Source organism: Candidatus Magnetaquiglobus chichijimensis (assembly GCF_045865675.1).
Lineage (GTDB): Bacteria > Pseudomonadota > Magnetococcia > Magnetococcales > Magnetaquicoccaceae > Magnetaquiglobus > Magnetaquiglobus chichijimensis.
This window is the reverse complement of the sequence record NZ_BAAFGK010000004.1, coordinates 933,113-957,737: the sequence shown is the minus strand read 5'-3', so window position 1 is coordinate 957,737 and position 24,625 is coordinate 933,113. Positions and strand designations below refer to the sequence as shown.

The following is a 24,625-nucleotide window of genomic DNA, read 5'->3' as shown; positions in this document are numbered from 1 at the left end:
TCATGAACCGGTTACTGGCGCGGCAGATCAAGCGGGTTTGTGGTCTGAACGAGGCGGAGTTTTCCGAGTCGTTGTCGGAGTTGCGCCGTCTGATGGAGCGGGAAGAGGGCCATCCGGGGGCGTTGCGGCTCGCGGCGGGACTCGAGGCGTTGATGAACCGGGTCGGTTCGAGCTACGAGCAGAACGAGCGCGATCTTGAGCTGCGCGACCGCAGCCTGAGGTTGAGTTCCGAGGAGCTGACCCGCACCAACGACCAGTTGCGTGCCGCCGCCGATCGGCAACGGGTGGTGATCGAATCGTTGCGCGCCACGGCCAACCAACTGCTCTCCCTGACCGATCACGAGGAGATCGGCAAGGACGATGCCGGACTCGAGCAACTCACCCAGCTCATGAGTTCGCTGGTGGAGGATTATCTCAAGGCCCAGGCCAGTCTCAACGAGGTCAACGCCCAGTTGGTGCGCCAGAAGTTCGCCCTCGATGAACACGCCATCGTCAGCATCACCGACACCGCTGGACGAATCCTTTACGCCAACGACAAGTTCTGCTCGATCAGTGGTTTCGAGCGCGAAGAGCTGTTGGGCGCGGATCACCGCATCGTCAACTCCGGCCATCATTCCAAGGCGTTCTTTCGCGAGTTCTGGCGCACCATCGCCTCGGGCGAGGTGTGGAATGGCGAGATCTGCAACCGCTCCAAGGATGGCCATTTCTACTGGGTGGCGGCCACGGTGGTGCCGTTTCTGGATGAGCGCGGCAAGCCGGTGCAATACATCGCCATCCGTACCGACATCACGCCGCAAAAAATCCTGGAAGAGCAGTTGCGTTCCAGCCGGAAGTTTCTGGAGAGCCTGACCGAATCCATGGGCGAGGGGGTGTATGCGCTGGATGACGCGGGACTCTGCACCTTCTTCAACCACGAGGCGGAACGGCTGTTGGGCTGGAGCCGTGACGAGATGCTCGGACGCCATTTCCACGGCACGGTCCATTACCAGGATGGGGTAGGCGAGGCGCTGCCGGCCACCCTGTGTCCGGTGTGGTTGAGAAATCGCGCCGGCGAGAGCTACCGCTCCGAGGAGGACCACTTCACCCACCGCTCCGGACGGATCTTTCCGATTTCGATCGTCGCCGTCCCCTTGAAGGAGGAGGGGCGGATCGTCGGTTCGGTGGCGGTGTTCCAGGATATCACCGCGCGCAAGGCGGTGGAGGATCAGCTCAAGTCGGCGATGCGCACCGCCGAGGCGGCCAGTCGCGCCAAGAGCGATTTTCTGGCCAACATGAGCCACGAAATCCGCACGCCGATGAACGCCATCATTGGCATGAGCCATCTGGCCCTGAGCACGGAACTCAATCCCCGTCAGAAGGATTACGTTGCCAAGATCCATACCTCAGCCAAGGCGTTGTTGCGGATTTTGAACGATATTCTCGATTTCTCCAAGATCGAGGCCGGACGCCTGGAGCTGGAGGACGTGATCTTCCGCATGGACGAGGTGCTGGAGACCGTCACCACCCTGATTGCGCCCAAGGCCCACGAAAAGGGGTTGGAGCTGCTCTGTTCCCGAGGCGTCGGGGTGCCGCAGCAGGTGCGTGGCGATCCGCTGCGTTTGCAGCAGGTGTTGCTGAATCTGCTGGGCAATGCCATGAAATTCACCACGCGCGGCGAGGTGGAGTTGCGCGTCGAGGTGGCGTCGCGGCTGGGCGCCAAGGTGGAGCTGCGTTTTCTGGTGCGCGATACCGGCATCGGCATCCGTCCGGAGCAGGTGGAGCATCTGTTCGAATCCTTCACCCAGGCCGACAGCTCCACCACCCGTCAGTTCGGGGGCACCGGTTTGGGGTTGGCGATCAGCCGCCGGCTGGTGGAGTTGATGGGTGGCGGCATCACCGCTCGTGGCCAGCCGAACGTGGGCAGCGAATTCATCTTCACCGTGGTGATGGGGGTGATGGAGGAGGATCGTGGCATCTTCCAGCCGCAACCGGAGCTGCGCGGCCTGAGGGTCGGACTGGCGATGGACAATCCGCGCGGTCGGGAGATCCTGTTGGAGTTGTTGCACTCCCTCACCTTTCGTGTTGGTCTGGAGCGGGAGGGGACCGTTCATTCGGTGGGGGTCGAGTGGCTGGAGAAGCCGGACCTGTTGGTGATCGACGCCCATTACGCCCATCAGGACGGTCTGGACTGGTTGCGGCGCGTGCGAGAACGTCCAGGATACGGACGGCTGCCGGCGGTGGTGCTCTGTCCGCAACCGGAGATGGTCAACATGCAGGAGTGGTGCGGCAGCATCCCGGAGACCCGTCCTCTGCCCAAGCCGGTGACCGCCTCCCAGCTTTTCGACGCGGTGGCCGAGCTGTTTGGCGCGGCCCCGACCCGACAGATGCGCCATCTGATTCAGGATGGGGCCGCCCTGGTGGGTTTTCGCGAGCTTTCCGGCAAACGGGTGCTTTTGACCGAGGACAACGTGGTCAACCAGCAGGTGGCGGTGGACTTGTTGGAGATGGTCGGCATCGTCGTCGAGGTGGCCGGCAACGGCGCAGACGCGGTGGAGATGCTGCGTCGCAACCGCTACGACGTGGTGTTGATGGATGTGCAGATGCCGGTGATGGACGGCTACGAGGCGACGCGGCGGATTCGCGGAGAACTCAAGCTCGATCTGCCGGTGATCGCCATGACCGCCAACGCCATGGTCGGGGATCGGGAACGGAGTCTGCAATCGGGCATGAACGACCATGTGGCCAAGCCCATCGATCCGCAGCATCTCTACCGTACCCTGCATCGCTGGCTGGTCAAGGGGACGCCCCCCCAGGAGAACACGGGACGCGATGCGGAGAAAACCGCGCCCGGCGAGGATATCCACCCCATGCCGCCGGACGTGCCGGGCATCGACATGACCGTGGCCCTGCAACGGTGCGCCGGGAGTCGGGCCCTGTTGTGGCGGTTGTTGCATCGTTTTGTGGTGGATCAGAACGGCGCCATCGACCGGTTGCGCGAGGTGTGGGATCGGGGCGAGAGCGGCGAGGCGGTGCGACTGGCCCACACCCTCAAGGGGTTGGCGGGCAGCCTGGGGGCCGAGGAGTTGCGGGTGGCCGCGCAGAATCTCGAACATGGTCTGGGGGGCACGCCCGAGGCGGTTCCGGAGTTGCTGTCCGCGGTGGATGCGATTCTGTGCCCCCTGCTGGTGGCGCTGAAGGCCCTGCCCGATCCGGGGAGCCAGGCCGGAGTCAAATCGATTTCTCCGCGCAGCGTGACCAGCGCGGAGGCGTTGCTCGAACTGCTCGGGCCGTTGCGGGAACCGATCCGGACCCGTCAGCCGAAGTCGTGTCAGACCCGGCTCGAACAGCTCGAAAGTCTGGATCTCCCGCCCGCCATGCGTTCCCGGGTGAGCGAGCTGGTGAAGATGATCCGCAAGTATCGTTTCCGGGAGGCGGAGCAGGCGCTTGAGGCGCTGTTGAACGCATCGTCCCCTGTCGCGCCGTGATCGTGAACCGATCGGAACGTTTGTTCGTTATGAAATGGAGAGTTGCATGTCGGATGATAGCCTGTCGCGGATTTTCGTGGTGGACGACACGGAGACCAACATCGATATCCTGTTGGAGACCCTCGGGGACAGCTACGAGGTGAGTGTGGCCCTGGATGGTCCCACCGCCCTGGAGGATATTCCGGAGCGCGAGCCGGATCTGATCCTGTTGGATGTGATGATGCCGGGGATGGATGGTTATGAGGTGTGCCGCCGTTTGAAACAGGATCCGCGCACCCGGAAAATTCCGTTGATCTTCGTCACCGCCAAGCAGGAGAGCGAGGACGAGACCTATGGCCTGGAGTTGGGGGCGGTGGACTACATCACCAAGCCGTTCAGTCCGGCGGTGGTGCTGGCGCGGGTGCGCACCCATCTGCAACTGGCCAAGGCCCGGCAGGAGTTGGCCCAGGCCAACGAGGTGCTCGAGGATCGGGTCCGGCAGCGCACCGAGGAGTTGAACACCAAGAATCTGGAACTCGAGGAGACCCGCCTGGAGATCATCCGGCGTCTGGGTCGGGCGGCGGAATACAAGGACAACGAAACCGGCCTGCACGTCATCCGCATGAGCCACTATTCGCGGTTGTTGGCCCTGGCCGCCGGCATGGACGAAAAGTGGGCCGAGACCCTGTTTCAGGCCGCGCCGATGCACGACATCGGCAAGATCGGCATCCCCGACCTGATCCTGTTGAAACCGGGCCGGTTGAACAACGAGGAGTGGCACGTCATGCGCCGCCACCCGGACATCGGCGCCGGGATCATCGGCAGGCAATCCTCGCCGTTGCTGGAGACCGCGCGGGTCGTGGCCCAGACCCACCACGAGAAATGGGATGGTTCGGGCTATCCGAGCGGTCTGTCCGGCGAGGGGATTCCGATCGAAGGGCGGATCGTCGCCATCGCGGATGTCTTCGATGCCTTGACCACCAAACGTCCCTACAAGGATGCCTGGCCGATCGCCAAGGCGGTGGCGTTGTTGGTGGAAGGGGCAGGCAGCCACTTCGATCCGCGTCTGGTCCCGTTGTTCGTGGAGATCCTGCCCAAGGTGCTCGAGGTGCGCGAAAGCTGGAAGGAGCAAGAGGAGGAAGACGGTGGGGTCGAGCTGCGCTAGACCAACCCGTCTCGTGGCATTCGGTCTGCTGCTCGGCTGGTTGGCGGGCGCCAGCGGATCTCTTGCCGGGGAGTTGCGCCACGAACCGGTATTGCCGGTTCCCACCTGCACGGCCATGGATGGCGAGAAGGTGCAGTTGGGAAAACGGCTTTATCACGACGTGCGTCTGTCGGCGAACAACTCGATAAGCTGCGCCACCTGCCATCCCCTCGACGGCTGGGGCATGGACGGGATCCCCCGGTCCACCCGCGTCGATGGCGACATCAACACCTTGAATACCCCCACGGTCTTCAACGCCTTGTTCAACATCGGGCAGTTCTGGAACGGTCGCGTCACCTCCCTGGAGGAGCAGATCGAAGAGACGGTGCGGGTGGAGATGGGCTCCAACTGGAACGACGTGCTGCGCAAGGTGGCCCAGGACGATGCCTATCGTCAATCCTTCGCGCGGGTCTATCGGGGTGGCGTGCAGGCGGTGAACATCCGGGATGCCATCGCCGAATTCGAACGCTCCCTGATCACCCCGAACAGCCGTTTCGACCGCTATCTGCGCGGGGACGACCAGGCGATCACCCCACGGGAGAAACAAGGTTACGAACTGTTCAAAAAACTGGGTTGCGTCTCCTGCCATCAGGGGGTGAATCTGGGTGGAAACCTGTATCACCGCACCGGTGTTTTCAACAGACTGGAAAGCGGGGCACCTCCTGCCGGCACCAAGGAGCCGGAGCCGGATCGCATGGCGGTGACCGGCGACCCCGAGGACGCGCGGGTCTACAAGGTTCCCTCGTTGCGCAACGTCACCCGCACCGCCCCCTATTTTCATCACGGCGATGTCGAAACCCTGGAGGATGCGGTGATGCTCATGGCGCGCGGACAACTGGGACGCAGCATCTCGGTGCCTGAGCGCGATCTGCTGGTCGGCTTTCTGGGCACTCTCGAAGGGATCCTGTACGGAGAGTGTCGATGAAACGGGTCGAGTGGGCGCGATGGTCGGCGGCGCTGCTCGTGGCCGTGGTTTTCGGGTGGGTCGGCACGCTCACCCAGGTGGAGCGTCGTCCCTATCAGCGTCAGGAGGAGCTGGTGTCGCGCATGCTCAACTCCGAGACCGGGATCAACCAGAAGCTGGTCATGGCCCGCTCGGGCATGCTCGAACATTACGACGACACGGTGATCTACCACCGCGAGGTTGTCTGGGCCCTGGAACGGGCCAAGGAGATGCTTCCGTCGCTCGAAGAGGATGGAGAGGAGTATCTGACCGCCTGGCGGAAACTGGAGCAGGACCTGAAAAGGAAGCTCGTGTGGATCGAGGGGTTCAAGTCCGGCAATGCCTTGCTGCGCAACTCTCTGAGCCATCTGCCGGTGGTGGCCATGGAGCGTACCGGTTCCCTGCCGGGAGAGTCCGATCGGGCGCGTCACCACACCAAGACCGAGGCCATGCTGCACCTGATGCAGGACATGCTGCTCTATTCGGGCCGACATGCCGGCGAGGAGGTGTTGCACCAGATCGAAGCCCATCTGGGGGATCTGTCCGATCTTCCCGATTTTGCCGAACTGGTGGTTCATGTCCGCCTGATTCTCGAGTGGAAGCCACGCACCGATCAACTGCTGGAGAAGATCCTCAACCTGCCGATCGCCGATGGGTGGCGGCAGTTGGATCGGATTTCGGCCCGTCATCTCCAGAAACGTCAGGAGATCGCCCGCAACTATCAGATCGTGCTGTTCGGGGCCTCGATTCTGCTGTTGGGGGTGCTGTTGCGGGTGTTGTGGAGCCTCAAGATCGCCACCACCCGACAGCGCCGCCTGCAACAGGCGGTGGACGCTTCGGGCGATGCAATTCTTACCAGCGATCCGTTTGGCGTCATCCAGTTCGTGAATCCCGGTTTTTCGGCCTCCACCGGCTGGCGCGCCAGCGAAGTGGTCGGCAAGACCTTGTTCGAGATCGAGGGGTATCTGACCGAGCAGGAGTCGCGCGAGTCGTTGCGGGTGGCCATCGAGTTCGGACAGCCGTGGCGTGGCTTGTTGCCGGTCCGAACCAGGCCGGAGGATGCCGGGGAAGGCTCCAGGATCTGTTGGCAGCAGTTCGGATTGATGCCGATTCTCTCCAAGCGCGGACGCCTGGAGGGGTTCGTGATGCTCGCCCACGACATCACCGGTCTCAAGCAGACCGAAGAGCAGTTGCTGCGCGCCAAGGAGCAGGCCGAGAACGCGGATCGCGTCAAGGGGGTGATCAACGAGATTCTGGAACTCTCCCTGTTGCCCGAAACGCTGCCTGTGGTGCTGCATCGCGCCTTGCAACGGATCCTGACCATTCCGTGGTTGCCGGTGGAGTCCAGGGGTTCGGTTTTTTTGAAGGATCTCGTTGCGGATCGGTTGTTGATGATCACTCAGGTGGGCATGAACCCGGAGTTGCGGGTTCGCTGCGCGCGGGTGCCGATCGGTACCTGTCTGTGCGGACGGGCAGCCCTGGAGGGACGTCCGATCTTCGCCAATCATCTGGATGAACGGCACACCATCCGCATCCCCGAGATGACCCCGCACGGTCATATCTGTCTGCCGATCCAGTCGGGCGAAAAGATGTTGGGGGTGTTGAATCTCTATCTCAAGATCGGGACGAGCCGGGAGTCGATCCTGGAGGATTTTTTGCTGCTGGTGACCACCACCCTGGCCGGGCTGATCGAGCGCAAGCGCGCCGAGGAGATGGTGCAGAAGCTCTATCACGCCGTGGAACAGAGCCCGGTGGCGGTGGTGATCACCGATCTGTCCGGCATCATCGAGTATGTCAATCCCAAATTCAGTCAGAATACCGGCTATGCCCGCGAGGAGGCGATCGGTCAGCACACGCGGATCCTGAAATCGGGTCACACCCCGCCGGAAGAGTATCGCACCCTCTGGGCGTCGATCCTGGCGGGTCAGGAGTGGCACGGGGAGTTCCACACCCGCAAGAAGAACGGCGAATTGTTCTGGGAGTCGGTGTCGATCTCGCCGTTGCGCGCCACCCAGGGAGAGATCACCCATTTCATCGCGGTCAAGGAGGACATCACCGATCGCAAGGAGATGGACGATCAACTGCGTGCCGCCAAGGCCTCCGCCGAGCAGGCCAACCGCGCCAAGAGCGAGTTTCTGGCCAACATGAGCCACGAGATCCGCACGCCGATGAACGCCATCATCGGCATGACCGCCCTCTGCCTGCACACCGAGTTGACCGGCAAGCAGGAAAACTACCTCAAAAAAATCGAACGGGCCGCCCAATCCCTGTTGCGGATCCTGAACGACATTCTCGATTTCTCGAAGATCGAGGCCGGGCGCCTGGAGATGGAGAGCAATCCCTTCCGGACTCGTGATGTGATCGATCATCTGACCACGCTTTTTGCGATTCCCGCCAGCGAGAAGGGGCTCAAACTCGGCGCGTTCATCGGCGAAGACGTGCCGGAATATCTGGTGGGGGATGCCCTGCGTCTGGGTCAGGTGCTGATCAACCTGGTGGGCAACGCGGTGAAATTCACCGCCCAGGGGGAGGTGTCGATCGCGGTGCGTCTGGTTTCGGCGGGGCGGGAGGCGATCGAGTTGTGTTTTTCGGTGCGCGATACCGGGATCGGCCTGAGCCCCGAGCAGCAGTCACGGCTGTTCCAATCCTTCTCCCAGGCCGACTCCTCGACCACCCGGCGTTATGGCGGCACGGGATTGGGATTGTCGATCTCCAGGCGGCTGGTGGAGATGATGGATGGCGCGTTCCAGGTGACCAGCGCCCTGGGCGAGGGGAGCGAATTCGCTTTCACCGCCCGGTTCGGCGTGCCCGATTCCGAGGCGTTGTCCAATCTGGCCACCCATCAGCAGGCCCGTCCGGTGGAGGCCTATGGACGGATGTTGAAGGGGTTGCCGCCCCATCCGCTGTTGCTGGTGGAGGACAACGAGTTCAATCAGCAGGTGGCCCGTGATCTTCTGGCGCTGGCGGGCTTGTCGGTGCGGATCGCCAACAACGGCGAGGAGGCGTTGCAGATGCTCGACGAGGGGCCCTGTCTGGCCATCCTGATGGATCTGCAAATGCCGGTGATGGACGGTCACGAGGCGACGCGGCGCATCCGGGAGCTTCCGGCGTGGCGGAGCGTGCCGATCATCGCCATGACCGCCAACGTGATGAATGGCGAGCGCGAGCAGTGTCTGGCCAATGGCATGGATGCGTATCTCTCCAAGCCGGTGGAGGTGGACAAGCTTTTCTCTACCCTGGTGCGCATGTTGTGTCCGGACGGGGAACGGTTGTTGACGGCTCCGGTGGAGTCGGGACCGGAGACGGAGGTAGTGTCTGGCGAGATCCCTTTGCCGCTGTTGCCGGGGATCGAGCGCGACGCGGCGCTCCTGCGTTTGGGGGGCAACAGGAGCCTGTATGTGAAGCTGTTGTTCCGTTTCCTGGAGGGGCACAAGCAGAGCGATCGGGAGGTGCGCGACGCGCTGGAGGCCGGAGACCGGATTTTGGCGGGCCGTTTGTTGCACACCTTGAAGGGGGTGGCCGGGAGTGTCGGAGCGACCGGGTTGCAGGGGGTGTGCGCCACGTTGGAGAACGATGTGTTGGCCGGAGTGGTGATCGAGGAGAGTCGGCTGGACGCGTTTTCCGTAGCGTTGCGGTCGGTCGTGACGGTGATCGAGGCGGGGTGCGTCGATTTGACGGGCGCGGAGCCCGAACCGGTCCAGGGGTCGTCGAGCGCGCCCAAGGGGGATGAGTTGCTCGTCCTGATCGACGAGATGCTCCCCCATGTGCGCGAGAGCCGTCCGCGTCCCTGTCTGCCCTTGGCATCCGCGATGCTGGCCATGGGGTGGCCGGGCGAGATCGGGACCGCCATCACCCGACTGGAACAGTTGACGCGCAAGTACCGCATGAAGGATGCGCTGGTCGAGCTTGAGAGTTTGCGTGGTATGGTTGTTGCATTGAATGGTTGAGTCGGATGCGAAGGTCGGGCCGGACGGTCGCGTTGAGAACGGGAACGGGTTCTGCGTTGCAAATTTACCGAAATGATGTTAATCTTGATTTAGGATACCGTTTCCATGATGGTGCCGCACTTTTTCACAAGGGTCGGACGCCATGGATCGAAGCTTTTCCATGGCATGGGCGAACCCCATTTGTAACATCGAGGTCAAGATGACGATTCAAGTTTCCAAGGAGGGGGAGTACGTCACGGTTCGTCTTCCGAAGCTGTTCGGTTTTTCCGTGCGGAGCGAATTCAAGCAGGCGACCGGAAACAATCCCACTGGCACCAAATACAAGCTGGATTTCCAGGAGGTCGAGCGCATGGACAGTTCGGCCTTGGGCATGCTTTTGTTGTTGCGTGAAACCTCGGGCGGCATCACTTCGGACATCCTGATCGTCAATTCCCGTCCCGAGATTCGCAAGCTTTTGCAACTGGCCAACTTCCACACGCTCTTCAATATCTTGTGACCCTGGTTCGGATTCTGCCGCCGCGACTCGTCTCCCTTGCGCAGGGGGTTGAACACGGATATCAGCGGTTTCTTGATCTTCTGTTCCCCCCTGTCTGTCCGAGCTGTCGTCAATCGGTACGGGCTGTTCATCGTCTGTGTCGGAACTGTCTTGACTCCTTGCCTCCCCTGCCGGAAAATCACTGCATGCGATGCGGAGCGCGCACCGCGCGACCAGAACCTGGTTGTGGCGCCTGTCTGAACAACCCGCATGCGATGGATGCGGCCTATTTTGCGTTTCCCTACGATGGACGGGTAGCGGAGTTGATCCTGGGCTTCAAGTTCTTGGATCATCCCGAGCGGAGCCGTCTGTTGGCCACGCTTTGTTGGGAACGTCTGGAGCGGGCCTTGTATTGGGAGGATCCGGATCTGGTCGTGCCCATGCCGTTGCATTTCCGGCGTTTGTTGTGGCGACGCTACAACCAGTCCGCCCTGTTGGCTGGAGAGATGGGCGCGCGATTGGGCAAACCGCTTGTGACCGATCTGTTGATCCGTCACAAGCGGACCCGCCCCCAGACCCGTTTGAATGCCCATGCCCGTCGGCTCAATGTCCAAGGTGCGTTCAGCGTGATCCGTCCGGAACGTCTCACGGGTCGTTCGGTGTTGCTGGTGGATGACGTCTTCACCACGGGTGCGACGATGCAGGCTGCCGTGGTCACCTTGAAGAGAGCCGGTGCCAGACGGGTGAGCGGTCTTTGTCTGGCGCGGGTCGATGCGGATGGGCCGTGAATGTTTTTTTGATCTCGAGCAACCTTGACAAGGAGTTTTTCATGCCTGAAATCGTCCTGTACAGCACCACGGTCTGTCCTTTCTGCATTCGTGCCAAAATGCTGTTGAACAAGAAGAACGTCACCTTCGAGGAGATCAACCTCGACAAGAATCCGGAGCGTCGCGACGAGATGGTCAAGCTGGCCGGTGGACGCCGCACCGTGCCGCAGATCTTCATCAACGGTCAGCATATCGGCGGGTGTGACGATCTGTATGCCCTGGATCAGGCGGGCAAGCTCGATCCGTTGCTGGTGGCGTGATGGCTTCCCTGGGTGCCGTGATTCAGATGAACTCCAGTCCGGATCGGGCGGCGAATCTCTCCGTGGCCGAACGGTTGATGGAGGCGGCGGTCGGGCAGGGGGCGCGTTTGTTGGTGTTGCCGGAGAACTTCTCTTTTTTCGGGGGCAGCGAGGAGGAGAAGCGGGCCATGCGCGAGGATCCGGCCAACGGACCGAGCCTGACCTTTTTGAAGAGTTTCGCCGTTCGTCATCGGGTGTGGATTTCGGGTGGATCGATTCCCGTGGCGGATCCGGGTTCGAGCAAATCCTTCAATGTGTGTTATCTGATCGACGAAGTGGGCGAGGTGCGGGCTCGTTACGACAAGATCCATCTGTTCGACGTGGATATCGGCGACGGGGTGCGTTATCGCGAGTCGGATTATGTGCGTCCGGGCAAGAAGCCGGTGGTGGTGGACAGTCCGTTCGGGCGTATTGGTCTCACGGTTTGTTATGATCTGCGATTCCCGGAGCTGTTTCGTTCGCTGAGTGCGCAGAATGCCGAGATTTTCACGTTGCCTGCCGCTTTTACGGTGGTCACGGGGCGGGATCACTGGGAGCCGCTCATCAAGGCGCGTGCGATCGAGAATTTCGCGTATGTGCTGGCTTCGGCGCAGTGGGGTCAGCATGCGGGCGGGCGTCAGACTCATGGGCGTTCGATGATCGTCGAGCCGTGGGGGAGTGTGGTGGCGCAGTGTGCGGACGGGGTGGGGTATGTGCTGGCGTCGATCGAGCGGGAGCGGGTGGCCCGGTGTCGGCAGAGGATTCCTTGTTTGACCCATCGGCGGTTGTGACGGGGGGACAAGGTACGGTGCCAACATGATGGGGGGAGAACCCCCCCTTACCGTGGATCTTCCCTTCGGGAGTTCCATGGTAAGTGCCATTGGGTTCTGGTTCCTGTTCCGCCGATGAAGAACAGGAGGAGATCGTTCAAGTGCTTCGTTCAGTTGATGGTTCCAAAGATGAAGTGGGGGATCAACGGCATAGGACAAGGCGTGTCCAGAAAGAACTTATCAACCAAATGATGAACCCTGTTCAGTCATGGTTGGCGTAATATTTTACGAAGAAAACCTGGTTGAATGGATGCTCCTGGACACCCTCTCCAGCCATAATAGGACGCGCTACGTCGTCTCCCTGGCGTTCCTGGTCCCGGAGGTGCCATGAAATTCGAGGATTTCCACTCCGGAACCTTCCGCCAGCAGTACCAGTACAAGAGTTTCCACCCCGCGCCCATCAATCAGGAGTGGTCCTGGGACGACCCGCGCATCAGCACGTTGCTGGAGCGGGCCTCCAAGGCGTTGGGAGAGTTGAACGCCTTCACCCTGATTGTGCCCGAGGTGGACCTGTACCTGCAAATGCATGTTCTCAAAGAGGCCAACCTTTCCAGCCGCATCGAGGGCACCCGCACCGAGATGGACGAAGCGGTGCTGGAGGAGGAGGAGATTCTTCCGGAACGGAGAAACGACTGGCGCGAGGTGCAAAACCATGTCCGCGCCATGAACGAGGCCATCGCCAGCCTGCGCGACCTGCCTCTGTCGCTTCGCCTGTTGAAACAAAACCACGCCATCCTCATGCAGGGGGTGCGCGGAGAGCGCAAGACGCCTGGGGAATTTCGCCGCAGTCAGAACTGGGTGGGCGGGGCGACCCTGGCCGACGCCGCTTTCATCCCGCCGCATCAGGACGACCTGCCCGATTTGCTGACCGACTTGGAAGCCTTCTGGCACAACGATGCCATCCAGGTGCCTCATCTCATCCGTTGCGCCCTCTCCCATTACCAGTTCGAGACCATCCACCCGTTTCTCGATGGCAATGGCCGCATCGGTCGCCTGCTCATCACCCTCTATCTGGTGAGCCATGGTTTGTTGGCCAAACCCTCCCTCTACCTTTCCGCCCACCTGGAAAAACATCGGGGCGCCTATTTCGACGCCCTGACCCGGGTGCGGGAATCCAACGACCTTGGCCACTGGTGCCGCTTTTTCCTCCAGGCCGTGGAGGAGACCGCCGAAAAGGGCAAGGAGACCTTCCGCCAACTGTTGGCCCTGCGCCAGGAGATCGACGGACGCATCGTCACCCTGGGACGGCGAGCGGAGAATGGGCGGCGATTGATTCAATTCCTCTACCGGCGTCCGGTGGTCAACGTCGGGCTGGTGGCGGCGGAACTGGGGCTCCAATACCAGGCAGCCAATCAACTGGTGGCGGCCCTCGGCGAGTTTGCGTTGCTGGAAGAGATGACCGGTTACCAGCGGAACCGCCTTTTCCGGTTCCGCCCCTACCTGGATATCTTCCAGGCCGAAAAATGAATATGGAATTTTTTATTGTGATTTCGCGTCATCATATCACAATAAGAAATTCGTCATGGTGATTTGCCCACAGGGAGCGCTCTGGATGTTCAACGAAGAAAACACCGTCGAACGGAGGCTCCTGGACACCATTTTTGCCAACAGGTCATAGCATGTCACAATCGGGGAAAATATCCGGTCATGAAAGGCAGCTTTCTGCTTCTCCAGAATTTGGAGGATGAAGCCGGACGACACAACATCTCCGAACGGTTGGCCATCCCTCAGGGAAAAAGGGCGTTTTCAATTTTTTGATTTGGAGCACAGCCGCGCTCCGTGTAGACTTGGAACAGGATCGATCTCTTTGTTTGGTCATGGCTTGACGCTTGAGATACGTTAATCATGCAGCATCAGGGGGTCGATGTCACAGTCAATTGAAATCGGAAATAAATTTCCTATCTAAGCGCCAATGCTCCTTGGATCCCACCAGGGGCCATTGGTCCTTGGATCCCACCAGGGGCCATTGGCTCCTCCCTGGACCCCGCTGAATTTGGCTCTCCTGACAGGTTCCCATGTGGCAGGATTTCATCGCCCTTCACGCACGCACACGGGCCGGGCAGTTGGCACTGCTGGACCGTCAGAGCGGACGCTCCTTCACCTACGCCGAATTGCACGCCGAAATCAACCGCCTGGCGGATCTCTTGTGGCGCCTCGGGGTGCGTGACGACGATCGGGTGGTGCTGCTCGCCCCGAGCCGGGTGGAACACATCACCCTCTTTTTCGCCTGCATCCGCATCGGCGCGATTCTGGCGCCCCTCAATCACCGCCTGGCTGACCAGGAGATCGCGGCGATCCTCGCGGATCTGGAACCGAAATGTCTTCTCGGCGAGCGTCCCGGTTTCATCGGGCTGGACACCCTGAACCAGGATGCCCCACCTCGCCCGCTCCCGGAGCGGACGATTCCCCTGGAACAGGTGCTGATGATCCTCTACACCTCCGGTTCGTCGGGAACCCCGAAAGGGGTGATGTTCCATGCGGGCATGATCCGCGCCAACATCGACAATACCCTCTCCGCCGACGTGCTGCGCGCGGACGATGTGTCGATCGTCAACACCCCGTTTTTTCACACCGGGGGCTATCACGTCTTCTGTCTGCCGATGCTCTGCGTGGGCGGAACCCTGATCCTGCACGAACGGTTCGACGCCGGTTGGGTGCTCGAGGAGATCCGTGAGGCCGGGGTGACGGTTTTTTGGGCCGTGCCGACCATGTTCCAGGCCATGTTCGATCATGCGGATTTCGCGCGTACCGATTTCTCCCGCATCCGTTTTCTGTTGTCCGGGGGTGCGCCTCTGAGTCTGGCCCTGATCCAGGGGTATCACCAACGGGGCGTGCCGTTCAAACAGGGGTTCGGACTCACCGAGGTGGGGCCGAACTGTTTTTTGTTGCAGACCTGTGAGGCCCCGCTCCATCCGGATTCGATCGGCAGACCGATGAAGAACTCCGACGTGCGGGTGGTGGACGAGCGCGGCAACCCGGTCGCGCCAGGTGAGGTCGGGGAGATGTGGATCGCCGGACCGCATGTCTGCAAGGGGTACTGGCGTCATGCGGCCCTGTTTGCCGCTGCCATGCATGAGGGCCATTTCGCGACCGGGGATCTGGTGCGGGTCGATGCGGAGGGGCTGTTTTACGTCATCGGACGCAAGAAGGAGCTGTACATCTCCGGGGGCGAGAACGTCTATCCTGGCGAGGTGGAACGACAATTGGCCTCCCACCCGCATGTGGTCCAGGCGGTGGTGGTCGGAGTGCCGGATGCGAAATGGGGCGAGGTGGGACTGGCCTGGTGCGTGATTCGCGCGCCGCTGGATCTGGTTGGGATCCGCGCGTATCTCGATCCACGCCTGGCGCGCTACAAGCATCCGCTGCATGTGCGGATTCTCGAAGCCATGCCGCTTTTGGCCAATGGCAAGATCGATCGACCCATCTTGAAGCGGTGGGGATTGGAGATATTTTCCAAGAAAGATTAAAAAGTGTTGACAAGCGTTTGAAGCCTTGGGATGCTGCGTTTTTTTCAAGGTTTCGTAAGTGGAGAGGAGCGAGGATGAACGCCCGTTGGATCTGGTTGCTGGTGGCTTGTTCCTGCATGGCGCCGTTGGCCGGCTGCGAACGCAAGGAGGGGGTGGATGGCGCGGCCAAGGCGGCTCCGGCTGGGCCTCCGCCCATGGAGGTGGAACGGGTGGCGGCGGTCAAGAAGGTGATCGCGTTGCGCCAGGAGGTGCCGGGTCGGTTGCAGGCGATCAAGAGTGCCGAGATCCGTGCCCGTGTCGAGGGTGTGGTGGAGCAGCGATTGTTCGTCGAGGGGAGCGAGGTGGAGGTCGGCGCGCCGCTGTATCGGCTGGATGGGCGTCAGTTGGAGGCGCGGGTGAAGCTGGCCCAGGCCAATCTGGCGCGGGCCGTGGCCGAGCGCGATCTGGCGGGCAAGACTTTGGGCCGTTACAAGCATCTGGTGGAGCAGGATGCGGTGAGCCGGCGGGAGTTCGATCAGGCCGACGCGCAGAATCGCAAGAGCAATGCCGACATCCTGGCCGCCGAGGCGGAGTTGACCCGTGCCCGGTTGGATCTGGAGTATGCCAACATCACCGCGCCGATCGCCGGTCGGGTGGGGCGGACGCTGGTGACCGAGGGGGCGCTGGTGGGACAGAAGGAGGCGACCCATTTGACCACGGTGGAGCAGTTGGATCCGATCTGGGTGAACTTCACCGAGCCGGGACCGGAGATCTTCCGCATGCGCCGGGCGATTCGCGCGGGGGAGGCCAAACCGGTCGAGGAGGTGGAGGTTCGCCTGCTTCTGGACGATGAACGGGAGTATCCGTTGCCTGGAAAATTGCGTTTCACCGACATGGCGGTGGATCCTCAGACCGGGGCTGTGGCGTTGCGCGCCGAGTTTTCCAATCCGGAGCGGGTGTTGTTGCCAGGTCAGTTCGCGCGGGTGCGGTTGGCGATGGCGACGCGCGAGGGGGTGGTGATTCCGCAGAAGTCGGTGCAGTACTCCCCGCAGGGTCAGATCGTGATGATGGTGGACGAGGCCAACAAGGTTGTGGTGCGTCCGATCAAGACCGATGGTTTTTCGGGAAGCGAGTGGATTGTCACCGAGGGGTTGAAGGAGGGCGAGAAGGTGATCGTGGAGGGGGTGCAGAAACTGCGTCCCGGCACGGTGGTGGTCCCGAAGGATGCCAAGGATACCGTACCCGCCAAGCCCGCTGGTTGATCCGCTTTGCCTGGACTGTTGGGTGGGGCTCCCACCCATCAAGCCAATTCTGACAGTGACCTGAATGGTTTTGGAATCGCGCCATGCTGCCTAAATTTTTCATCGACCGACCGATTTTTGCCTGGGTGATCGCCCTGGTGATCCTTTTGGCCGGGGGACTCTCCTTCAACAAGCTGCCCGTGGCCCAATACCCGGATGTGGCGCCGCCGGCCATCACCGTGACCGCGGTCTATCCGGGGGCCTCGTCGCAGGTGGTCGAGGAGACCGTCACCTCCCTGGTCGAACAGGAGATGAACGGTCTGGAGCGGCTGCTCTACATGGAATCAACCAGCGACGCCCTGGGCGCCATGACGCTGACCCTGACCTTCGAGACCGGCACCAACCTGGATATCGCTTCGGTGGAGGCGCAAAACCGCATCAAGCGCGTGGAGGCCAGACTGCCGGAGGAGGTGCGGCGCCAGGGGGTGACGGTGACCAAGGCCCGGCGCAACTATTTGATGTTCATCACCATCTACTCGCCGGACCAGAGCCAGGATTTTATCGCGTTGGGCAGTTACACCGCCGCATCGGTGCTCGAACAACTGCGTCGCGTTCCCGGCGTGGGCGAGGCGCAGCTTTTCGGCACCGAGTACGCCATGCGCATCTGGCTGGATCCCGCGCGCCTGACCGAGTTCGGCATGTCCCCCGGCGAGGCGGTGCGCGCGGTGCGCGCCCGCAACACCCAACTGGTCACCGGAGAGTTGGGCAACCTGCCGGCCCTGCCCGGACAGCAGATCAACGCGCCGATCCTGGTGAAAACCCGCATGACCAGCCCCGAGGAGTTCGGCGAGATCATCCTGCGCGCCGATCGCGACGGGGCCACGGTGCGGGTCAAGGATATCGCCAGGGTGGAGTGGGGCGCCCAGGAGTATGCGATTCGCGCCCGTCTCAACGGCCAGTCCACCGCCGCGGTCGGCATCAAGGTGGCCCCCGGCGCCAATGCCCTGGAGACCGCCGAACGGGTGCGCGCCCGCATGGGCGAGCTGGAGAAGTTCTTTCCAGCCGGCATCGCCTGGGATATCCCCTACGACACCTCGACCTTCATCAAGATCTCCATCCACGAGGTGGTCAAGACCCTCGCCGAGGCGATGGTGCTGGTGTTTCTGGTGATGTATCTGTTTTTGGGTAACCTGCGCGCCACCTTCATCCCGGCCATCGTCGTGCCGGTGGCGCTCACCGGCGCCCTGGTGGGGATCTACCTGTTGGGCTACTCCATCAACGTGCTCACCCTGTTCGCCATGGTGCTTTCCATCGGCATCGTGGTGGACGACGCCATCGTGGTGGTGGAGAACGTGGAACGGGTGATGGCGGAAGAGCACCTGCCGCCCCGCGAGGCGACCCGCAAGGCGATGACCCAGATTTTTTCCGCCATCATCGGCATCACGCTGGTGCTTCTGGCGGTCTTCATCCCCATGGCCTTTTTCTCGGGGAGCGTGGGCGCGATCTATCGGCAGTTCTCGGTCACCCTCGTGTTGACCATGATCTTCTCCGTGCTCATGGCCCTCACCCTCACCCCGGCTTTGTGCGCCACCCTGCTCAAGAACGAACACGTCACCGGAACTTCCGGGCTCGGTTTCGGTCCTCTGGCCCTTTTCGCCCGGTTTTTCAACAGTTCCACCCGAGGCTATCGGGGGTCGGTGGGGTTCATCCTCAAACGCCCGTTCTTTTTCATCCTGCTCTATCTGGCGGTCGCCGCGAGCGCCGGGTGGCTGTTCCTGAAACTGCCCAACGGCTTTCTTCCGGATGAGGATCAGGGCTATTTCGTCACCATCATGCAACTGCCCCCCGGCGCCACCCAGGAGCGGACCCTGGAGGTGCTCGCCGAGGTGGAGAAACACTATCTGCAACAACCTGGCGTGGCCAAGATCGTCGGCGTGGCCGGCTTCAGCTTCTTCGGACGCGGCCAGAACTCGGCCATCGCCTTCGTGCGTCTGAAAGACTGGAAGGAGCGCACCGCGCCGGAGCTTGCGGCAGGCTCTCTGGTGATGCAGGCCAACATGGCCCTCTCGCGCATCAAACAGGCGTTGATCTTCGCCGTCAACGTGCCGCCCATCCCGGAGTTGGCGGCGGTGGGCGGGTTCGACCTGCGTTTGCAGGATCGGGTCGGCATCGGACGCGACCGCCTGCTCGATGCCCGCAACCAACTCCTCGGCATGGCTGCCCAGGATCCGGTTCTGGCCGGGGTCCGCCCCGAGGGGCTGGAGGCCGGACCGCAACTGCTCCTGAAGGTCGATCACACCAAGGCCAACACCCTCGGGATCGACCCCGACGAACTCAACGAAACCCTCCAGGTGGCCCTCGGGTCCGCCTACATCAACGATCTCACCCGCGATGGACGCATCCTGCGCGTGCTCATGAGCGCCAACGCCCAAACCAATGCCGAACGCGAGGCGATCCTGCAAGTGCGGGTGCGCAACCGCGCCGGCGGACTGATCCCGCTCTCCGAGTTCGTCACCAGCGACTGGATCACCGGATCGCCCAAGCTCGACCGTTACAACGGCATGCCGTCCATGAAACTCTCCGGCAATCCGGCGCCGGGACGCAGCACCGGCGAGGCCATGGCCGCCATGGATCGGCTGACCAGACAGCTCCCGTCCGGCTTCGGCTACGAGTGGTCGGCCACCTCTTTTGAGGAGTCTCTTTCCGGGGCCCAGGTGCCGATGCTGTTCGGACTGTCGCTTCTGGTGGTGTTTTTGTGTCTGGCCGCCCTCTACGAGAGCTGGTCGATTCCGTTCGCGGTGATGCTGATCGTGCCGATCGGTCTGTTGGGATCGGTGGCCGCGGTGATGGCGTTGGGCATGCCCAACGACGTTTATTTCAAGGTGGGACTGGTGGCGATCATCGGATTGTCGGCCAAGAACGCCATTTTGATCGTCGAGTTCGCCCGAACCCTCTCCACCGAAGGGAGCATGTCGTTGATCGATGCCACCCTGGAGGCGTGTCGCATGCGATTCCGGCCTATCGTCATGACCTCGGCGGCCTTCATCCTCGGCGTGCTCCCTTTGGCCACCTCCACCGGCGCCGGGGCCAACAGCCGCCGCGCCATCGGCACCGGCGTGATGGGTGGCATGCTCTCGGCCACCGTCCTGGGGCTGTTCTTCATTCCTGTGCTGTTCGTGGTGATGCGCCGGCTCTTTCCGGAGAAGCGTCGGATCGAGTCGGAGAGCTGAGGAATCAGGCGTGGGAATCAGGTGTGAGAATCAGGCGTGGGTTTGTGTCTCCTGGGGCATGGGCGGCAGTTGATAGAGCCGGACCAGATCGCTGATCCCCGCTTCGACCGTTTTCGGATCCGAGACCAGTTTCCGGATGCGTCGTAAACTCTTGAAGGCGTCGCAATCGCTGCCCTTGCACTTGTCGCACTTTTTGGTCTTGAAATCCTGGTCGTGCAGGTTGGGCAGGTTGTCGAACAGCCAGAAGACCCGGTGACTGAACGTCGATTCGCGGGTGATCTGCATCAAGAGTGCGACCTTGATGGCCAGCAGGGTGTCGTGCTCGTTTTTGCAGACCATCCCGGAACGTTTGGATTCCTTGGACACGGGTCGCATGCTCCTTTTGACAAGGGATCATCGATGACAGAGGATTGTAACGTGCATGATGGGGGGGAGAACCCCCTCACCCCTCGACCGTGGATCTCCCGGACGGGAGTTTCATGGTAAAACCTAAGCTAAACATGATTCTCACCCCTTGTCAAAAAAAAACAGGAGGAACATCCTGTCGAACGGTTCCAGCTGGAACCTCACCTCAGTCAGGATCCGGCAGTGTCGGGTGATGGTATGAGCAACCGATGGGTTCATAAGGTGAATTGCAGTAAACCTAAGTCGTTTTGCCGGTGATGATGATTTTTTTGATGTGCCGGATGGGTTAATAGGTTGTTATGGGTGATGCCCGCAACTTCCGGATCCGGGTTCAGATCAATGCTGGGAGTCGGACAGGGGGTCTGGTGACTCTTGGTGGGTGATGAGATTCCGGATTTGTGTGATCGCGGCGTTTCCACCCATGGGCAGGGCGATGTGACGGCCAGGCGGGATCCAGCTGTCGCGGGGATTGATGCGGATCAGACGGGCGGCGTATTTGCGGGCGAAGTGCTCCGAACTTTGGCGGATGGTCGGCACCGCGTTGCCGGCGCCGATTTCGAGGATCAGCAGGCGCGCGTGTTGAATATGGACCTCGGAGAGCCAGTGCTGCATGCGGGCCTCCTGTTCGGCGCTCCGTTTTTCCAGCCAGTGGCCATCCGAAAACATCAGGATGTTGGGACGGGCCAGGGCGCCGCAGCGGGGACAGACGGGCAGAGACCCGGTGACGCGGAAGCTTTCGGGGTCGATCTCCAGGGAGAGCCGTTCGTCGCTCCAGATTTCCGAGGAGCAGGGACGGGTACACTGGAGTTGGTGGATCGAGCCGTGACACTCGGCGACCCGCTCCTCGGGCCAGCCGGCTTTCTGGAAATGACCATCGACATTCGAGGTCAGGACAAAGCCGCCGTGCGGTTTCTCCTGAGCGATCTGGAGGAGTTGGGCGAACCCCGCGTGGGGGTGGACGCGGCGGTAGAGATCGAGTCGATGGCCGTAGAAGGCCCAGGCCAGGCGCGGATCGCGGCGGAACCAATCCGGGTTGGCCATCTGGGGAAAGGAGAGTCCCAGTCGGGCGATGACGGGATAGGCGTTCCAGAACCCCTCCTTGCCGCGAAAGTCCGGCAGCCCGGAATCGACCCCCATGCCCGCCCCGGCGGTGATCAGGAGCGCGTCGGCATCCAGGACGGCATGGGCCGCGAAGATGAGGGGATCGTCGGGCAGGGTGCTCATGCGCCAGCCTTGGTCAGGGCGAAATCGAGAGGAAAGAGTATCTCTGCGGCAAAGGGATCTCCCTCCAGGGTGAACGTCTGATGGACGATCACCACCGCTGAGGCGTCGTGCTCCGGGAAGGGTTCGCCGGGGGTGACACGGGTGGGAGGGGTCATGCCCACGCTGCCGTGGCTGCGATCTTCGAAGCGGGTCACCATGCCGCCGGCGATCATGTTGGCCACCTCGCCGAAGGCATCCCCCAACTCTTCGTCCCACGCCTCGCGAGAGTCGCCGAGCAGCGCGCCGGCCAGTCGCAACGCCGAGGCTTCGGTGGCGATCAGATGGAACCGGGCGATGATGCCTCCGTCGAGCGCGATCCAGGCTCCATGGGCCATCTCCATCCCGCAGGGCCCCAGCGAGACCTCTCCCGCCCCGATGGGCACGAACAGCATGGTTTCGGCGATCTCCCGCACCGCTTCGCCGATGGTCGAGCCGATCTCCAGCAGGAACTCATTCAGTTTTGCGTCCATGATCCAACCCCGTTGGATTCCTCCCCGGCCAGCTTGCCGAGCAGGTCGCGCAACGTCGCCAACGCCTCGGCGACCGGCACTTGCAGAGGATCGCCCCCCTTGCGGATTTGGATCTCCACCTTGCCCTCCTTGAGGGCGCGTCCACCGGCCATCACCCGCAGCGGACAGCCGATGAGATCCGCATCCTTGAATTTCACCCCCAACCGGTCGTCGCGGTCATCGAGCAGCACGCCGATCCCCATGGCGGTCAATCCGGCGTAGAGGGATTCGGCGGTCTGGACCGAGAGCGCATCGTTGGGGTTGGCCAGCAGGATCTCGACTTCGAAGGGGGCGAGGGCCACCGGCCAGATGATGCCGTTGTCGTCGTGGTTCTGTTCGATGGCCGCGGCCACGATGCGCGAGACGCCGATGCCGTAGCACCCCATGATCGGGGTGCGCTCTTTGCCCTCGGGATCGAGCACGGTCACGTTCAGGGCCTTGGAGTATTTCTCGCCCAGTTTGAAGATGTGTCCCACCTCGATGCCCCGATCCAGGCGCAAGTGTCCCTCCGCGCAGCGCGGGCAGGGATCGTCGGGCTGGACGTTGCGCAGATCGGCGCAGGCGGGTCTGGGCAGATCCCGCTCCCAGACCACGCCGGTGAGGTGGTGATCGGTCTGGTTGGCCCCACAGGCGAAGGAGACGAGGGATTCGGTGGCCCGATCGGCCAGGATCGGCAGGGTGGTTCCCACCGGCCCCATGTAGCCGACCGGCAGGCCACCGGTCAACTCGGCGATCCGGCCTGGTTCCGGAACCTGGACCGCATCCACCCCCAGGGCGTTGGCCGCCTTGACCAGGTTGAGTTCGTGATCCCCGCGCAACAGCAGCAGATGGGGCCGTCCCCCGGCCTCGACCACCAGGCACTTGACCAGTCGCGACTCGGGGAGATTCAGGAAGGCGCTCACCTCCGGGATCGATTTTTTGCCGGGGGTGGCGACCAGACGCATCGGTTCGTCGTCCGGCGTGGCGCTGGCGGACAGGGGGGCGCTGGTGGCCTTTTCCAGGTTGGCCGCGTAGTCGCAGCGGGTGCAGGAGGCGATCACATCCTCGCCCGAGGAGGCCAGCACATGGAATTCATGGGACGAGGAGCCGCCAATGGAGCCGGTGTCGGCCTCCACCGGACGGAATCCGAGTCCGCAGCGCTGGAAAATGCGCGTGTAGGCGGCATGCATGGCCCGATAGGTGACATCCAGCCCCGTGGCGTCCATGTCGAAGGAGTAGGCGTCCTTCATGAGGAATTCGCGTCCGCGCATGATGCCGAACCGGGGTCGGATCTCGTCGCGGAATTTGGTCTGGATCTGATAGAAGTTCACCGGCAGTTGGCGGTAGGATTTCAGCTCCCGGCGCGCCAGATCGGTGATCACCTCCTCGTGGGTGGGGCCGAAACAGAACTCCCGTTCGTGGCGGTCGAGGATGCGCAGCAGCTCCTTGCCGTAGAAATCCCAGCGGCCCGACTCGCGCCACAGCTCGGCAGGCTGCACCGCCGGCATGAGCACCTCCTGGGCGCCGGCGGCATCCATTTCCTGGCGGACGATCGCTTCGACCTTGCGCAGGATCTTCAAGCCGACCGGCAACCAGGTGTAGATGCCCGAGCCGAGGGGTCGGATCAGACCGGCGCGCAGCATCAGCCGGTGCGAGACGGTGTGCGCTTCGACCGGGGCTTCCTTGAGGGTGGGGATCAGGGCGACGCTGAATCTCATGGGGTCTCTTCCTCCCGGCTGCTTTCGATGAAGGCGTAGGCCGAATGGTTGTGAATGGATTCGAAATTCTCCGCAGCTACCGAAAACCAGGAGATGCGCGGATCGGCATCCAGGGTCGCGGCCACGGAACGAACCATGTCCTCGACGAAGCGGGGGTTGTCGTAGGCTTGTTCGGTGACGAATTTTTCGTCCGGGCGTTTCAGGATCGGGTAGAGCTGGCAGGAGGCGTTGGACTCCACCTGCTCGATGATCTCCTCGACCCAGACGAATTTTTTGAAACGGACCCGTACCGTGACATGGGAACGCTGGTTGTGGGCGCCGCGTTCGGAGATCTCCTTGGAGCACGGGCAGAGGGTGGTCACCGGCACCGTCACCTCCAGGATCATCCGGTAACGCTTCTTGTGCAGCGTGCCGATGAAGCGCACCCGGTAATCCATGAGTGCGGCGGCGCCCGAAACCGGAGCCGACTTGCGCAGGAAATAGGGGAACTCCAACTCGATGTGGGCCTCCTCGGCGGTGAGCCGATCTTGAACCTTGTGCAGCAGGTCCGGCAGGCTGTCCACGGAAATGGCCTCGTCGTGCTCCGCCAGCACCTCCAGGAAACGGGACATGTGCGTTCCCTTGAAGTGGTGCGGAAGGTTGACATACATATTGATCGATGCCACCGTGCGTTGGCTGCCCCGGCTGCGATCCTTGACCACGATCGGATAACGGATCCCCTTGACGCCCACGCGATCGATGGGCAAACGGCGATCATCCGGTTGTGACTGAACATCCTGCAAAGGTTCCATCCGCGACTCCATCCGGGGATACTGGGAAAATAAGGCCCAACGGCGTAAACAGTCAGTCTATGACGAATCCCGGATGTTGGGCAAGAGCTTGGCTTT

General features: G+C 62.1%; 17 protein-coding genes. 12 read left to right on the top strand and 5 right to left on the bottom strand.

Going from position 1 to position 24,625, the window contains the following annotated elements; all coding sequences use genetic code 11:
* The first annotated feature begins 2 nt into the window (after positions 1-2).
* The 12 genes from ACOY6C_RS08295 (at position 3) to ACOY6C_RS08240 (ending at position 19,864) form a co-directional block, all read left to right on the top strand.
* A complete protein-coding gene (locus ACOY6C_RS08295) occupies positions 3-3,464 on the top strand; it encodes a PAS domain S-box protein (protein WP_420905011.1) in 3,462 nt (1,153 codons plus the stop codon).
* A 46-nt stretch (positions 3,465-3,510) separates the two neighbouring features.
* Positions 3,511-4,608 carry an HD domain-containing phosphohydrolase gene (locus tag ACOY6C_RS08290; protein WP_420905010.1) on the top strand — a complete coding sequence of 366 codons (1,098 nt, stop codon included), beginning with the start codon at positions 3,511-3,513 and terminating at the stop codon, positions 4,606-4,608.
* Positions 4,589-5,572, top strand: coding sequence for a cytochrome-c peroxidase (locus ACOY6C_RS08285; protein WP_420905009.1), 984 nt, complete (start codon positions 4,589-4,591; stop codon positions 5,570-5,572). The genes ACOY6C_RS08290 and ACOY6C_RS08285 overlap by 20 nt, the downstream gene beginning before the upstream one ends.
* Positions 5,569-9,537 (top strand): PAS domain S-box protein, encoded by a 3,969-nt coding sequence (locus ACOY6C_RS08280; protein ID WP_420905008.1) that lies wholly within the window; start codon positions 5,569-5,571, stop codon positions 9,535-9,537. Before ACOY6C_RS08285 ends, ACOY6C_RS08280 begins: the two co-directional genes overlap by 4 nt.
* Positions 9,538-9,736: 199 nt before the next feature.
* Entirely contained in the window at positions 9,737-10,033 is a 297-nt protein-coding gene (locus ACOY6C_RS08275; RefSeq protein WP_420905007.1) for an STAS domain-containing protein, read from the top strand.
* The gene (locus ACOY6C_RS08270; RefSeq protein WP_420905006.1) at positions 10,030-10,800 is read left to right on the top strand and encodes a ComF family protein; all 771 of its coding nucleotides are present in this window, start codon (positions 10,030-10,032) and stop codon (positions 10,798-10,800) included. The genes ACOY6C_RS08275 and ACOY6C_RS08270 overlap by 4 nt, the downstream gene beginning before the upstream one ends.
* 41 nt (positions 10,801-10,841) lie before the next feature.
* The gene (grxC, locus tag ACOY6C_RS08265) at positions 10,842-11,099 is read left to right on the top strand and encodes a glutaredoxin 3 (protein WP_420905005.1); all 258 of its coding nucleotides are present in this window, start codon (positions 10,842-10,844) and stop codon (positions 11,097-11,099) included.
* Positions 11,099-11,908 (top strand): carbon-nitrogen hydrolase family protein, encoded by an 810-nt coding sequence (locus ACOY6C_RS08260; RefSeq protein WP_420905004.1) that lies wholly within the window; start codon positions 11,099-11,101, stop codon positions 11,906-11,908. The genes grxC and ACOY6C_RS08260 overlap by 1 nt, the downstream gene beginning before the upstream one ends.
* A gap of 366 nt (positions 11,909-12,274) precedes the next feature.
* Positions 12,275-13,414: a Fic family protein gene (locus tag ACOY6C_RS08255; protein ID WP_420905003.1), complete on the top strand. Its 1,140-nt coding sequence runs from the start codon at positions 12,275-12,277 to the stop codon at positions 13,412-13,414.
* 548 nt (positions 13,415-13,962) lie between these two features.
* Positions 13,963-15,414 (top strand): class I adenylate-forming enzyme family protein, encoded by a 1,452-nt coding sequence (locus ACOY6C_RS08250; protein ID WP_420905002.1) that lies wholly within the window; start codon positions 13,963-13,965, stop codon positions 15,412-15,414.
* A gap of 74 nt (positions 15,415-15,488) precedes the next feature.
* Complete coding sequence (locus tag ACOY6C_RS08245; protein WP_420905001.1) at positions 15,489-16,655, top strand: efflux RND transporter periplasmic adaptor subunit; 1,167 nt, start codon at positions 15,489-15,491, stop codon at positions 16,653-16,655.
* A gap of 83 nt (positions 16,656-16,738) precedes the next feature.
* The gene (locus ACOY6C_RS08240) at positions 16,739-19,864 is read left to right on the top strand and encodes a multidrug efflux RND transporter permease subunit (protein ID WP_420905000.1); all 3,126 of its coding nucleotides are present in this window, start codon (positions 16,739-16,741) and stop codon (positions 19,862-19,864) included.
* A gap of 30 nt (positions 19,865-19,894) precedes the next feature.
* Here the strand turns inward: ACOY6C_RS08240 and ACOY6C_RS08235 are convergent, their stop codons facing one another.
* The 5 genes from ACOY6C_RS08235 to folE2 all read right to left on the bottom strand — a co-directional run bounded on the left by ACOY6C_RS08235 (position 19,895) and on the right by folE2 (position 24,529).
* Positions 19,895-20,230 carry a hypothetical protein gene (locus ACOY6C_RS08235; protein ID WP_420904999.1) on the bottom strand — a complete coding sequence of 112 codons (336 nt, stop codon included), beginning with the start codon at positions 20,228-20,230 and terminating at the stop codon, positions 19,895-19,897.
* Between the two features lie 375 nt (positions 20,231-20,605).
* Positions 20,606-21,493, bottom strand: coding sequence for an SIR2 family NAD-dependent protein deacylase (locus tag ACOY6C_RS08230; RefSeq protein WP_420904998.1), 888 nt, complete (start codon positions 21,491-21,493; stop codon positions 20,606-20,608).
* Positions 21,490-22,002 (bottom strand): chemotaxis protein CheX, encoded by a 513-nt coding sequence (locus ACOY6C_RS08225; protein WP_420904997.1) that lies wholly within the window; start codon positions 22,000-22,002, stop codon positions 21,490-21,492. Before ACOY6C_RS08225 ends, ACOY6C_RS08230 begins: the two co-directional genes overlap by 4 nt.
* The gene (locus ACOY6C_RS08220; protein WP_420904996.1) at positions 21,987-23,738 is read right to left on the bottom strand and encodes a proline--tRNA ligase; all 1,752 of its coding nucleotides are present in this window, start codon (positions 23,736-23,738) and stop codon (positions 21,987-21,989) included. The genes ACOY6C_RS08225 and ACOY6C_RS08220 overlap by 16 nt, the downstream gene beginning before the upstream one ends.
* Positions 23,735-24,529: a GTP cyclohydrolase FolE2 gene (gene folE2, locus ACOY6C_RS08215; protein WP_420904995.1), complete on the bottom strand. Its 795-nt coding sequence runs from the start codon at positions 24,527-24,529 to the stop codon at positions 23,735-23,737. The genes ACOY6C_RS08220 and folE2 overlap by 4 nt, the downstream gene beginning before the upstream one ends.
* Between the last annotated feature and the right edge of the window lie 96 nt (positions 24,530-24,625).

Excerpts from the sequence above, each read along its gene's own strand:
- ACOY6C_RS08295 (WP_420905011.1), top strand. The coding sequence starts at position 3 with ATGAACCGGTTACTGGCGCGGCAGATCAAGCGGGTTTGTGGTCTGAAC.
- ACOY6C_RS08290 (WP_420905010.1), top strand. The coding sequence starts at position 3,511 with ATGTCGGATGATAGCCTGTCGCGGATTTTCGTGGTGGACGACACGGAG.
- ACOY6C_RS08280 (WP_420905008.1), top strand. The coding sequence starts at position 5,569 with ATGAAACGGGTCGAGTGGGCGCGATGGTCGGCGGCGCTGCTCGTGGCC.
- ACOY6C_RS08275 (WP_420905007.1), top strand. The coding sequence starts at position 9,737 with ATGACGATTCAAGTTTCCAAGGAGGGGGAGTACGTCACGGTTCGTCTT.
- grxC (WP_420905005.1), top strand. The coding sequence starts at position 10,842 with ATGCCTGAAATCGTCCTGTACAGCACCACGGTCTGTCCTTTCTGCATT.
- ACOY6C_RS08260 (WP_420905004.1), top strand. The coding sequence starts at position 11,099 with ATGGCTTCCCTGGGTGCCGTGATTCAGATGAACTCCAGTCCGGATCGG.
- ACOY6C_RS08255 (WP_420905003.1), top strand. The coding sequence starts at position 12,275 with ATGAAATTCGAGGATTTCCACTCCGGAACCTTCCGCCAGCAGTACCAG.
- ACOY6C_RS08250 (WP_420905002.1), top strand. The coding sequence starts at position 13,963 with ATGTGGCAGGATTTCATCGCCCTTCACGCACGCACACGGGCCGGGCAG.
- ACOY6C_RS08245 (WP_420905001.1), top strand. The coding sequence starts at position 15,489 with ATGAACGCCCGTTGGATCTGGTTGCTGGTGGCTTGTTCCTGCATGGCG.
- ACOY6C_RS08240 (WP_420905000.1), top strand. The coding sequence starts at position 16,739 with ATGCTGCCTAAATTTTTCATCGACCGACCGATTTTTGCCTGGGTGATC.
- ACOY6C_RS08230 (WP_420904998.1), bottom strand. The coding sequence starts at position 21,493 with ATGAGCACCCTGCCCGACGATCCCCTCATCTTCGCGGCCCATGCCGTC.
- ACOY6C_RS08225 (WP_420904997.1), bottom strand. The coding sequence starts at position 22,002 with ATGGACGCAAAACTGAATGAGTTCCTGCTGGAGATCGGCTCGACCATC.
- ACOY6C_RS08220 (WP_420904996.1), bottom strand. The coding sequence starts at position 23,738 with ATGAGATTCAGCGTCGCCCTGATCCCCACCCTCAAGGAAGCCCCGGTC.
- folE2 (WP_420904995.1), bottom strand. The coding sequence starts at position 24,529 with ATGGAACCTTTGCAGGATGTTCAGTCACAACCGGATGATCGCCGTTTG.